Raw genomic sequence first — 13,549 nt, forward strand, 5'->3', positions numbered from 1 at the left:
CTTGAGGAAAAAAGTTGTAATCATCGGCGGTGGCATCACAGGATTAACAACAATGTATAACTTGCAAAAAGAAATTCGTGACGACCACTTGCCGATCGATACATTACTGATAGAAGCATCGGGTAAACTTGGCGGGAAAATTCAAACCGTTCGAAAAGATGGATTTACAATTGAACGCGGACCGGATTCTTTCTTAGCACGAAAAGAAAGTGTAGCAAGATTAGCGAGAGAATTAGGTCTTGGCGATGAACTTGTAAATAATAAGGGCGGTCAATCATTTATCCTCGTAAACAATCGGTTACATAAAATGCCGAGCGGATCAATGATGGGAATTCCAACGCAAATTACGCCGTTTCTATTTTCCAGGCTGCTCTCCCCAATTGGTAAACTAAGAGCTGGTTTTGATCTATTAATGCCGAGATCAAAGCCAGTATCTGACCAATCACTCGGGCAGTTTTTCAGACATCGCCTCGGCAACGAAGTGGTTGAAAATTTAATCGAACCATTACTATCGGGTATTTATGCAGGGGATATTGATGAAATGAGCTTAATGTCAACATTCCCACAAATGTATCAAATCGAGCAGAAACATCGCAGTATTTCACTCGGTATGCGTACACTTGCTCCGAAAGAAGAGAAAGCTGAACCGAAAAAGGGAATCTTCCAAACAGTGAAAACTGGTTTAGAATCTATCGTAGAATCTCTCGAATTAAAGATGCATGAAGGTACGATAATAAAGGGAACTCGCATTGAAAAAGTTGCAAAACAGGGTGATGGCTATGCGATTACTCTTAGTAACGGAAAAGAAATAGAAGCGGATGCGATCGTAGTGGCAACATCACATAAAGTATTGCCATCTATGTTTGCGCAGTATAAGCAGTTTCGTTTCTTCCGCAACATTCCGTCTACATCAGTTGCGAATGTTGCAATGGCTTTTCCGAAATCAGCCATTCAGCGCGATATTGATGGTACAGGATTTGTTGTCTCTCGAAATAGTGATTATACAATTACAGCATGTACGTGGACACATAAAAAATGGCCACATACAACGCCAGAAGGAAAAATGCTTCTTAGGTGTTACGTTGGACGCCCTGGTGATGAAGCAGTTGTAGAACAAACAGAAGAGGAACTCGTGGAGCTTGTACTAGAAGACTTACGAAAGACGATGGATATTACAGAGGATCCAGAATTTACAGTCGTAAGCCGCTGGAAAGAAGCAATGCCCCAATATACAGTAGGCCATAACGAGCGAATGAAGAAACTCACAACATTTATGGAGAAAGAGTTGCCAGGTATATACTTGGCAGGTAGTTCTTACGCTGGTTCTGGTCTTCCGGACTGTATTAATCAAGGTGAGAAAGCTGCAAAGTGTGTACTCTCTCATTTGGAGAAAGTAATGGATACGGAATTAATTGCACAATAAAGTGAAACGCCTTCAATCGTATTGAAGGCGTTTTGTTACTTATTCACCAATAAACATATATAAGTTATTTGGCTTTATAACGGCATCTCCTGCATAAATAATCCACTCTGTTAAGTTATCAAAATCTAACTGATAACTATTTCCTTCACTCATATCTTCTATAAAGTATGGTTCATTAATGAGCATTCCTTGAATGAAATCTTCTGTAATGTTTTGCATTTCAAACCACATATGCTCACTTTTTCCTTCTTCGTAGGAGACACCAAACTTAGCGAGGAAACGGAAATCTTCATTCGATTGTTCAATGTGAAAAATGTTGCTGAAATACCCGAAAGTATTCTTCGCATTGTAAGCCATACGATCGGTTTCACTATTTGTTTTATAGAACATGAGACCTGTAGCTTCCTCATATTCTTTGAAAAAACTTTCAATATATTCTTCTGAAGTATTTAATTTGAATAAGAGCACGGATGGAGACTGATGGTATTCATCTCGGTCATCCATTCCGCCAAGAAATATATTTTGTGCATCTACTGGTTGCAGTTTCACTTCTTCATCCTCAATTGAAGATAATTGATCCATGCTCGTTTTATGCCCAATATAAGATAATCCCTTTTCCCATGGAACAGCTACTGTATGTATAGAACCTTGCTGACTATGCGCGATAACGATAGGCTCATTCATAGGGACTTGTCCATTCTCAACGGCATTATTAGCAAATGTTTGAAAAAGGTCACCAATACCGTAGTAGGAAGAAATGCGATTTGGAATAATTAATTCTATTTCTGTTACGCCTGCTCTTAAAAGGCCATGTGTATGAAACCAATATTGCGTAGGCTCACCGTCTTTACCGTCTTCATAAACAGAATGAATAACGTATAAATCAGGAATGTCAGGTAACAATTCATTTTCAACGTGATATTCAATATAGCTTCTAGATATCACTTTCATTGCGGCACTTGAATCGATTACAAATAACAAGTCTGGAGCTAGGTTCCATAAAAACTGTAACTGCTGGAAAAAGCAGTCCAGCACATCGCCTACAAATAGCGTACGAGTGAAAATTTCAGTGCCATAAGCAGCATCTTCAAAATGACGATCTACGATTGTAGAATCTTGTTTATTGTACATTTTATATTCTTCTGGGTCATTCGCCTCATCAATATGCAGTTCATACGGTATGATTGTTTCATCCATATGCAACTCAACAATAATGCTTGTCTCATCACTATAAACAATTTTCAATTCGTCAACTTTAGTAGCGATCGTTTCTAACCGCTGTTTTAACTGCTCAATTGTAATTCTAGTTGGTATAACGGCAATCATATCTGAAAAATGACGTTCTAATGTTCCATTCATAGCTGCGCGGTATGTTTCTGTTTGCACTTCCATCCAATCACTCCTATTCAAATGAATCCATTTTACATGCCTATAAAATTTCGATATTTTCTGTTTTCTCTCTCTAACATTATAGAGTGCATTCATAGAAGGTGTAAAATTATTATTTTGTATTATAGTTTGAAAGCTTGTAAATTAAATAAATTTTTTGTAAAACTTGTCGAAATACCATTCTATATAACGAATCATTTGATATGATAGAAATGTTGAGAAAATATGAAATAGGGAGAGGAAAATAGCTGTGAAGAAATTGTTAAGTGTCTTTTTATCATTTATACTATTGCTTTCATTTACTGGAACTTTAGTACAAGCAGAAGAAACGACTTCTATGTCAGTAGAAAAAGCAATTCAAGTATTTAAGCAGCAAGGGAAAACGAAGGGGACAGTGGAAGGATATATCGTTGGATATACGCAAAGTCCTTCTAAATACACGAAAGATCCGGCTAAGTTTGATGATACAAACGTAGCAATTGCGGATTCGCCAAATGAAACGAATCCAGACAAAATCATGCCTGTTCAGTTGCCAAAGGGCGATGTGAGAGCGGCAGTAAATGTGAAAGATCATCCTGAAAATATCGGGAAAAAAGTTAGTTTAACAGGGACGCTTGAATTATATTTTAGTAGCCCCGGTTTAAAATCGGTAACAGCTCATAAGTTTCAAGGGGAAGGACAAAACCGTGTTAGCGATGTAGTAGCTTCACCTGTTGGTGGAGAAGTTGCGAAAGGAACAGCGGTAACATTAACAACGAATACAGAAGGAGCAACAATCTACTATACGTTAGATGGCTCTAACCCTACAAATAAGAGTGTTCGTTATAACGGACAAATTGTAGTGAATGAAAATAGTGTAATTAAAGCAATCGCAGAGAAAGAAGGGCTTACTTCTTCAGCGATTTCAACATTTTCATTTATTATCGTAAATAATGAACCAGTACGTATTCATGATATTCAAGGAAAATCACATGTCTCTCCTTACAACGGGAAGAAAGTATACAATGTGGAAGGCGTTGTAACAGCGCTTGATAAAAATGGTTTTTATATAGAAGATAATCAGCCGGATAATGACCCAGCTACTTCAGAAGGTATTTATGTATACAAAAAAGATGCGAATGTAGCGGTAGGAGACCTTATTCAAGTTGATGGAGAAGTAGAAGAATATGTTGGTCCTGGATATGCAGAAAGGTTTGACACAGATTTAACGACGACTGAAATTAAGGCGAGCCGCGTTGCTGTAATTGCAAAAGATCAACCTTTACCAGCACCGATTGTACTTGGAGAAAACGGTGTGAAAATCCCAGATCAAATTATCGATAATGATGCATTCGGTTTATTTGATCCAAATGAAGATGCAATCGACTTTTATGAAAGTATAGAAGGTATGCGCGTTATGATGCCAACGCCAAAAATTATTGCCCCTCAGAAAAACGGGAATTTATATGTAACAGTAGAAAATGGCGGAAATAAAGTCGTAACGAAATACGGCACACCTTTGTTAGATGAAAATCAATTAAACCCAGAGCGTCTTTCTGTCAAAGTACCTCGTGATTATGTAGCAAAAGTAGGAGATACTTTCACTGGAGATATAATAGGGGTAGTTGGATATGATTACGGTTCGTTCCGCATTTCACCAATAACGGAATTACCATCTGTAGTGGACGGTGGATTTAAGCAAGTAGGTGCGAATATTCAGCCTCGTCTTGATAAGTTAACAGTTGCTACATATAACATTGAAAACTTCTCGGCGAATAAAAAAGAAACAACAGATGAAAAAGTAAAAGCGTTAGCGTATTCTATTAAATACAATTTAAAAATGCCAGATATTATCGGTGTAGAGGAAATGCAAGATAATAACGGAACGATTAATGACGGTACAACAGATGCTTCTTTAAGCGCAAAACGTATCATTGATGCAGTTCTAGAGATTCGCGGACCAAGGTATGAGTATGTAGAAATTGCTCCGCATAATAATCTAGACGGAGGAGCACCAGGAGCGAATATTCGCGTTGGTTTCTTCTACAACCCATCACGCGTTAAATTAGCAGCAGTACCGAAGTTACTTGATAAAAATGTTGTTCGCATTGGAGACGAAAATCCATTATTTGAAAGCACACGTAAACCGTTAGCAGCAGAATTTACGTTCCAAGGACAAAACGTTGTTGTCGTTGCAAATCATTTAAACTCAAAACTAGGGGATGCAACGCCATTTGGAAAAGTGCAGCCGCTCGTATTAAAGAGTGAAGAAAAACGAATTCAGCTAGCGCAAGAAGTAAATCAATTCGTACAAGGAATTCAGAAAAAGAACACGAATGCACCAGTTGTTGTGTTAGGGGATATGAACGATTTTGAGTTTGCTAAACCATTAAAAGCACTAGAAGGAACAAACTTGAAAAATATGTTAAACACAGTGCCGAAAGAGAACCGCTACACGTACATTCATGAAGGAAATGCACAAGTGTTAGATCATATTTTAGTAACAAACAACATTGCACCGCATACAATTGTAGACCCAGTGCACTTAAACTCAAACATTATGAAAGAGCACGGACGTGTAAGTGACCATGATCCGGTACTTGCTCAAATTGATTTGAAGAAAGCTTCTTAAATTAGGGGAACGCTTAGGCAACTAAGCGTTCTTTTTTGTTTTTGTAGCCTCATAGAATGGTACAAAGAGGTGATTCCTTTTTTTGTAATCTGGTGATAAAATTAATTGAATATTTAGTCTTCGGGAGGGGCAACGATGCCAGCACAAATAAATGGGAAACTAATGAATCAGTTAGCGATTTTTTTTAGTACAATCGTCATGTTACAATTTGCAGCTGATGTAACAGGACTTACTCAAAATTTAGACCTTACGTATAACTTAATACATACAGCATCGTCCTATATAACGTTTAGTTTGGCAGTCATTTTTACTTTAATAGGTGCAAGGAGAGAATTAAGTAAATATGCAATTATTTTACTATGTTCAGTTGTAGGTATTAAAGCGATTTATTTTGTGGTGTTCGTTATTTTATGGGGATTGGCAGGTACGCCATAAAGGGGAGGATGATAATAAGAGCGTAATTCTCTAAGATAGCTTAGAGAATTACGCTCTTATTCGTTCAATGAATTAGTCTGAAATTGCTTGAAACGCTTTTCTACACCGATCTCTTTTTTGCAGTCTTCTTCTATATTTTTTTCTATCTCGCTTTACTCCTTGTATATACATAAATAAGCTAACGAGAAGGAAGAAAGTACATTGCATCGTTAAAATGTACGGTGACATGCCTTGCAATGGTTGTTTCGGATCATATAAATGAATAGGTGCTCCGCCTATTGAAGGAAGTATTGTATTTAGCAGGACGTACGGAATGGAGGCAACTGCAAATGGAAAGAGAATCGCCATATAGTCTTTTTGTGACCATACAGATGCAGCAAGTCCTAAAAGAGCCATTAAACCTGCAAATAAAAAATTAATTCCGATATATACAGTAATGTAAGTGAGAGGCGCATCAAAATATAGGTTTGCGAACATTCCATCAGCATTTATGATGCCTGAACCAATCGTAGGTGTTCCGTCTGGAATGGTTAATTTGCAGAATAATAATGATAAGATGAATGGAAGCGTATAAAGAAATCCTCCGCAAAAAAACGTAACGATATATTTCGTTACTGAATAAGGAAATATAGAAATTCCCTTACTCACAAACGGTTTAAAACCATCTGACTTATCCGAATTGTAACTTGTACTAAAGGGGAAACTCGCAATAACTGGCATTAATAATAAATAAACATCCATTTCATTATCGCGAAATCCAATCCATTTTATATCTGTTGATATAGGACCATTCGCTGCGTCTCCTAAATAACGAATGACATAGTAATAGTGATAAATGCAAATAAGAACAAATCCACTAAACATCATAATTAAAGAAATACGACTACAAAAAGCTTGCTTTATATTTAAACGAAGCGCACGCATCATGACTGAAAAAGCCTCCACTATTTTGATAAACTTGTCTATTTTCTATATTACTATTAAATGTAAAGATTTTCTTGTTTTTTTATTTGATTATTTGAAAAAAGGGAAATTTGTTGTTGTTAAGTAAGGTTTAACAGAAATTGTATTTTCTAAAATATGGTTGACAATTAAGTATTACATTTGTAATCTTAATTGTAGATTACAAATGTAATACGGAGGAGTGAAATATATTATGACAAATCAATTACCTAAAATATCTGAAGCTGAATTAGAAATTATGAAAGTACTTTGGTCTAATTCTCCACAAACAGCGAATGAAATTATAGAAGAACTAGAAGATGCAATGGACTGGAAACCGAAAACAATTCGCACATTAATTAATCGGTTAGTACAAAAGGAAGCCGTTTCTTACCATCAAGATAAAGGGCGTATGTATGCTTATTATCCGTTAGTATCACAAGATAATTATTTACAAGTTGAAACGAAATCTTTGCTAAAGCGTTTTTGCGGCGCAGCGTTCAAGCCATTACTTGTTAATTTCTTAAAAGAGGAAAAACTGTCTTCAGATGATATTAATGAACTGAAACGCATTTTAGATGAAAAGACAGAGGAGAATAAGAGGAAGGATAGATAACGATGATAGACATGCTTATAAAGGTATACCTTCCTCATTTTTTTGATTGGCTTATAGAAACGTCACTTATGGCCAGTATATTAGTTGGATTTATTTTATGTATAAAAGTGCTATTTAGAAATAAGTTAATGCCCCGGTGGCAATATATGCTGTGGATCGTACTAATGATACGACTACTTTTACCGTGGTCACCAGATAGCTCTTATAGCATTTATTCATTATTTTCCTATAGTTCTAGTGTATCAGAAGTTATTCAAAAAAATACATCTTCACCTGAGAATACAGTGAATAACGAGATGAAACAGACAGTGGAATTAGAATCAAATTCTGAAACTGTGACAAAGAATCGTGAACCTGAAGTAAACGCGAGTGCGGAACAACAGACTCCACTTTCTTTATACAAAATTGCTCTATATGTTTGGTTAGCTGGAGTAATCGTATTAGCAGTCATCACGTTTATTACAAATAGACGTTTATATTCTTACATAAAGAAACAACCAGATATTACGGATGAACAGGTCGTTACAGTGTTTAATCGCTGTAAGCAGTCTATGAAAATGAAGAAGGCAGTTTCATTACGTCTAGCGGGAAAGATTGCGAGCCCAACTGTATTTAGTTTCTTCCGCCCGAAAGTATTACTATCAAAAAAACATATGAAAGCATTAAATGAACAACAATTACAATATGTCTTTTACCATGAGTTAGCTCATATTAAAAGAAGCGATGTAGCTGTAAATTGGATTATGTACAGTTTAATCTTATTAAATTGGTTCAATCCAATTCTTTGGTACGCCTATTTCTGTATGAGAGAAGATCAAGAATTAGCCTGCGATGCATATGCGCTTACGTTTATAGATAAAGAGGAGCAAATTGCATACGGTCATACGATCATTACCCTTTTAGAACACTATTCCTATCAAGCACCAAGCCTAGCCAATTTAAGTAGAAATAAACGAACACTAAAAAGGAGAATCATTATGATTAAAAAGTTCCAAAAGAAATCGTATCGTCTGTCTTTACTTGGCGTTATTGCTATAGCAGTTATAGCAGGGGGATTCTTATTGAATGCAAGGATAACCGAGGGAGATGAAAGACAGAAGGAAAAGGTTGTAGAAAACAAGCAATCTAAAGCGGCATTTGAAAAAGCGATAGAAACAGTATATGGTACACCAGAGAATGCAAGCAGAGAATGGGGTATGTCGATAAAGTCATATAAAAGAGATACAGATTTTTTGTATTTGGCAGAAAAGAATTTTACAAAAAAAGAATTTGAACAATATGTCCAATTATTTAAAGAGGCTAGGGAAATTCAGAAAAAAGCAATGGTTAAGAAAAATGTGCCTGAGAATTATGATGGAGATACAAAGGAAATGAATCTTAAACGCTTGAATAAACCTGATCAAGAAAGACTAGCTAGTATTCAGAAGAAATTAAAACCTTTTGATGATAAATTGCAGAAGTCTTTAACATATACTATGGAAGAAGCAAAAGAACATGTACCGTATCAAATTAAGAAGCCAACTTATATACCTGAAGGTTATGAATTAAAGAGAGAATGGGCTGATTCATATTTTGGAAGAGATGTAGAATTAGTTATTAAATCAGAATATACAAAAGGAAAATATGGTTTTACAATTTACCAGTCAAGGATGTATATGGATGGTAATGTTAATGGTGGCAAGGATCCACTACACTACATGATGCCTGGAGACGAGAATCTAGAAAGTTATAGTTTAGACGGGAAAGAAATGGTCTATAATAAATATTCTCAAGGAGAGAGTAAGTTAAAAGGACTCAAAATGTTTGTACCAGCACAAGGTAAGAATAGTGATTATCAAATTGTCATAGTAAATGATATTTTTACAAGAGATACAAAGATATACGAAGAGATAATTGATGATGATCTAACTAAGAAAGAGATGGAGAAAATATTACTTTCTATGTCAAAATAAAAGACAGTGTTCTTAAAACTTTTGTTTTAAGAACACTGTCTATTTTATTGAATTTCTAGTGGGATCTAGCCAGCAATTATTATGAATATATTCTTGCTTTCCATATAAGCATTCTTTTTGATACACTATGGACAGTATGATATACACTGACTGGAATTTTTTATACTGGAAATAATAAAAAAGAGAACTTGTATAGAATGTAAGCGTGTGGTAATATCAAAGATGTACTGATTGACTATATTATCCAATTGGTCATTTTTGGAGGTGAAGATGTGGCGATAGATCGAAAACGTTCTATTATTGAAGCTGCAACAAAGTCTTTTTCAGCGTTCGGTTATAAAGCAACAACGATGGATCAAGTAGCGAAATTAGCGAATGTAGGAAAAGGAACGATTTATACTTTTTTCAAAAATAAAGAAGAGCTATTTGGTGAAATTATTTCTAATTTAATTACAGAAATGAAGCAAGTTGCAGAAAATGCAATTCGTTCAGATGTTTCATTTTTTGAAAATGTACATAGAGCATTATATAGCATATTAGAATTCAGAAAAGAACATCAGCTCATGATTAAGTTAATTCAAGAAGAGCGCGATATGGGAACGAAAGAAGTACAAGAAGTGATGCAACAAGTAGATGTGGAAATCGTTTCTGTCATTCAATCGTATTTAAAGATTGCGATTGAAAAAGGTGAGATTAGCAAATGTGATCCAGAAATTACAGCATTTATTATGCTTCGCTTATACGTATCGCTTATTTTTGATTGGGAAAAAAATCATGAACCGCTAGAAAAAGAAAAAATTGCAGAATTATTTGAACTTTATTTATTAAAAGGATTGTCAAACTAAGATAATCCTTTTATTATTATAAAAAGTGACCACTTGAACAATCCGGTCATACATTTATTTTAGGGAGGGATAATAGAAATATTCACTTCATATGAAGAAACAGTTGCATAGTATAAATTCGGGGATAAGGCATATGTATGAATAGGTATAGCCTTTTTATTTGGGAGAAAATGACCGTATGAACAATTTGGTCATTCGGAAAAGGGGTAGAAATGATGAAATGGAATCAATTACTTCGTAAAGAGTTTACTGAAATTATAAAAAGTAAAAAAATATTAATTCCAATTATCGCGGTTTTATTCGTACCAATTTTATATGCAGGTATGTTTTTATGGGCCTTTTGGGATCCATATAAACAGTTAGATGATTTGCCAGTGGCGGTAGTCAATTTAGATAAAGGTGCAGTATTTGACGGGAAACCAATTGAGGTCGGAAAAGGGCTTGTTGACAACTTAAAAGATAATACAAGTTTTAAATGGGAATTTGTCAGTGAAAAAGAAGCGAAAAAAGGAATGGAAGGTAGAAAGTATTACATGTTAGTACGCATTCCAGATAACTTCTCAAGTAACGCTACAACGTTATTAAAAGATGATCCAAAACCATTAAACTTAGAATATATTCCAAACGAAAGCTTAAACTTCTTATCTTCACAAATTGGCGGAACAGCCATTGAAAAAATTAAAGGTGAAGTATCAAGTACGTTAACGAAAACATATGCAGAGAAAATGTTTGATTCTATTCAAGACGTCTCAAAAGGATTAGCAGATGGGGCGGAAGGAGCAAATAAACTACACGACGGATCAAGTGAGCTGCATGATGGTTCAAGTAAAGTGACGGATGGCCTTCATACACTTCAAGGAAAGTCTGGAGAGATGAAGGATGGAGTTGGGAAACTATATGATGGATCTGGGAAAGTAACAGCAGGTTTAAATACGTTAAATAGTAAAACAGGCGAGATGCAGATAGGTGTAGGGAAATTAGTAGATGGGTCAGGCAAAGTAACAGATGGTTTACACGTATTAAATAGCAATGCAGGTATCGGAAAATTAGTAGATGGATCTGGAAAAGTAACAGAGGGTTTACATGCACTAAATAGCAATGCGGGTATCGGGAAATTAGTAGACGGCTCCGGAAAAGTAACTGACGGTTTAAATACGTTGAATAGTAAAACAAGTGAGATGCAAACAGGTATTGGAAAATTAGTAGATGGATCTGGCAAAGTAACAGAGGGTTTAATTACGTTAAATAGCAAAACAGGTGAAATGCAAAAAGGAATTGATGAATTGCATGATGGATCTGAGAAAGTGACCGGTGGTTTGAACAAATTAGTAAGTAAATCCGGTGAATTAAAAACAGGAACAACTGATCTATCAAATGGTATGGAACAACTGGCTGGGGGACAAAGCCAATTAGAGGAAGCTTCTCAAAAAATTGAAAAAGGTTTGCAAGATTTAAATAGTAAAGTGAAAAGTTCTGCTGCAGCTTTAGATGAAATGCAGTCAAAAGGCCCTTCTATATTGAATACAGTAAATGAAAAAATAGATGGTGCTGGGGCGAATGTGAATCAGTTACATGAGCTTACGCAATCAACAGCAGGAGATGCAAAAACAGCAGCGCAAGATGTAGCGAATTTACAAAAGCAAATTGAAAGTTTACCAAAAGAATATCAAGAGCAGTTACAACCATTCATAACAAGTGCTGTAAAAAGTACAGCGACAGTTCAGCAAAAGGCTGCGGGAGTAGCAGGTGGAACAAATAAATTAAATGAAGAAGTAAAACAATTAAAAGGTGAAATAAATCAAAAAACAGGTGATGGGCAAAGTAAATTACCAAATCCAGCAGAATTAAAATCGTTAACTGTTGGTATTGATCAATTATCCAGTGCACAAAAAGGGTTTGTTGAAAAATTTCAAGGGTTTGGTGCGAAGTTAAATACTGCTAAAGAAGGCGCAAATAAATTAAAAAACGAATCCGGTCAATTAATTGATGCGATAAATCAATTAGCAGATGGTTCGGGTAAAGTAACAGGCGGCTTAGACAAATTATCTGCAGGAGCAAATCAAATGGCAGGTGGAGTAAATCAATTAGCAGATGGCTCAAGCCAAGTAACAGGCGGTTTAGGAACATTATCTGCAGGAGCAAACCAAATGGTAGGTGGAGTAAATCAATTAGCAGATGGCTCAAGTCAAGTAACAGGCGGTTTAGGAACATTATCTGTAGGCGTAACGAAATTAGCGGATGGCTCAAGCCAAGTAACAGGTGGTTTAGGCACAGTATCTGTGGGAGTATCCAAATTAGCAGATGGCTCAAACCAAGTAACAGGCGGCTTAGGAACATTATCTGCAGGAGCGGGCCAAATGACAGGCGGAATAACACAATTAGCAAATGGCTCTGACCAAGTGACAACAGGATTAAGTGCATTGTCAACCGGCTCAACCCAGCTAATCGACGGCGTAAATAAACTAGCAGACGGCTCTGGAAAAGTAACAGATGGCCTCGTAAAAGTAAACGATGGCTCAGGTGAACTTGCTGAGAAACTTGGCGAAGGAGCAGAAAAAACTGGTGAAGTAAAAGGAACCGATAAAACGTATGATATGTTTGCAAGTCCTGTAAAAGTGAAGACGGAGAAAATGGCGGAAGTTCCTAACTACGGAACTGGATTTACACCGTACTTCTTATCACTCGGTTTATTTGTTGGGGCATTACTATTGTCAATCGTATATCCATTACGTGATACAGTTGGCGTTCCAAAATCAGGATTTAGTTGGTTTATTAGTAAGTTCGGCGTGTTATTATCAGTCGGTATTATTCAAGCGATAGTAGCAGATGTGATATTACTATTCGGATTAGGTGTAGAAGTACAAAGTATTCCGTATTTCATACTCTTTAGCATCGTTACAAGTTTAGCGTTTATCGCATTAATTCAATGTTTAGTAACAGCATTTGGTGATGCAGGACGTTTCATCGCCATCATCACATTAATTATTCAGCTTACAACAAGTGCTGGAACATTCCCACTAGAATTGATTCCGAAGTTTTTACAACCATTCAATGCTTGGTTACCGATGACATACTCTGTATCAGGATTGAAAGCAGTCGTATCAAGTGGAGACTTTAACTTCATGTGGCAAAACGTAGGGATACTCATGATTTTCATCGTTGTGTTATCACTTGGAACAATTGCATCCTTAACTTGGATGCACAAACGACAGTTTAGAAATATTGCGGAAAATCAATCGATTGAAGCGTAGAAAAAAAGCACCTTTTCGGTGCTTTTTTATTTTAATATAGGAGGTCTTTTCTGTAGTTTATATAAACCTTTTTACAAGATATAGA

9 protein-coding genes are annotated in these 13,549 nt (G+C 35.9%); 7 read left to right on the forward strand and 2 right to left on the reverse strand.

All coding sequences use genetic code 11. The features are described from left to right. Position 1: 1 nt before the first annotated feature. Entirely contained in the window at positions 2 to 1,423 is a 1,422-nt protein-coding gene (hemY, locus tag ACHZK0_RS05545; protein WP_395761305.1) for a protoporphyrinogen oxidase, read from the forward strand. A 39-nt stretch (positions 1,424 to 1,462) separates the two neighbouring features. Here hemY and ACHZK0_RS05550 read toward each other — a convergent pair whose 3' ends face one another. Continuing rightward, positions 1,463 to 2,815 carry a DUF4026 domain-containing protein gene (locus ACHZK0_RS05550; protein ID WP_270606689.1) on the reverse strand — a complete coding sequence of 451 codons (1,353 nt, stop codon included), beginning with the start codon at positions 2,813 to 2,815 and terminating at the stop codon, positions 1,463 to 1,465. Between the two features lie 241 nt (positions 2,816 to 3,056). Here ACHZK0_RS05550 and ACHZK0_RS05555 point away from each other — a divergent pair, with 241 nt between their 5' ends. Both ACHZK0_RS05555 and ACHZK0_RS05560 read left to right on the forward strand, forming a co-directional pair. Further along, positions 3,057 to 5,423: a DUF6359 domain-containing protein gene (locus ACHZK0_RS05555; protein WP_395761695.1), complete on the forward strand. Its 2,367-nt coding sequence runs from the start codon at positions 3,057 to 3,059 to the stop codon at positions 5,421 to 5,423. Positions 5,424 to 5,558: 135 nt separating this feature from the next. Next, positions 5,559 to 5,858, forward strand: coding sequence for a hypothetical protein (locus ACHZK0_RS05560; RefSeq protein ID WP_395761306.1), 300 nt, complete (start codon positions 5,559 to 5,561; stop codon positions 5,856 to 5,858). 72 nt (positions 5,859 to 5,930) lie between these two features. Here the strand turns inward: ACHZK0_RS05560 and ACHZK0_RS05565 are convergent, their stop codons facing one another. Then, positions 5,931 to 6,785, reverse strand: a complete 855-nt coding sequence (locus ACHZK0_RS05565; protein ID WP_262741149.1) for a hypothetical protein — start codon at positions 6,783 to 6,785, stop codon at positions 5,931 to 5,933. A gap of 229 nt (positions 6,786 to 7,014) precedes the next feature. Here ACHZK0_RS05565 and ACHZK0_RS05570 point away from each other — a divergent pair, with 229 nt between their 5' ends. From ACHZK0_RS05570 to ACHZK0_RS05585, 4 genes are all read left to right on the forward strand, one after another. Continuing rightward, a complete protein-coding gene (locus tag ACHZK0_RS05570) occupies positions 7,015 to 7,416 on the forward strand; it encodes a BlaI/MecI/CopY family transcriptional regulator (protein WP_044792665.1) in 402 nt (133 codons plus the stop codon). 2 nt (positions 7,417 to 7,418) lie between these two features. Next, entirely contained in the window at positions 7,419 to 9,368 is a 1,950-nt protein-coding gene (locus tag ACHZK0_RS05575; protein ID WP_395761307.1) for a M56 family metallopeptidase, read from the forward strand. 272 nt (positions 9,369 to 9,640) lie between these two features. Beyond that, complete coding sequence (locus ACHZK0_RS05580) at positions 9,641 to 10,213, forward strand: TetR/AcrR family transcriptional regulator (protein WP_000963378.1); 573 nt, start codon at positions 9,641 to 9,643, stop codon at positions 10,211 to 10,213. Between the two features lie 215 nt (positions 10,214 to 10,428). Next, positions 10,429 to 13,464 carry a YhgE/Pip family protein gene (locus ACHZK0_RS05585; protein WP_395761696.1) on the forward strand — a complete coding sequence of 1,012 codons (3,036 nt, stop codon included), beginning with the start codon at positions 10,429 to 10,431 and terminating at the stop codon, positions 13,462 to 13,464. The last annotated feature ends 85 nt before the right edge of the window (positions 13,465 to 13,549 follow it).

It is taken from the genome of Bacillus sp. 3G2, assembly GCF_044324725.1.
Taxonomy (GTDB): domain Bacteria; phylum Bacillota; class Bacilli; order Bacillales; family Bacillaceae_G; genus Bacillus_A; species Bacillus_A mobilis.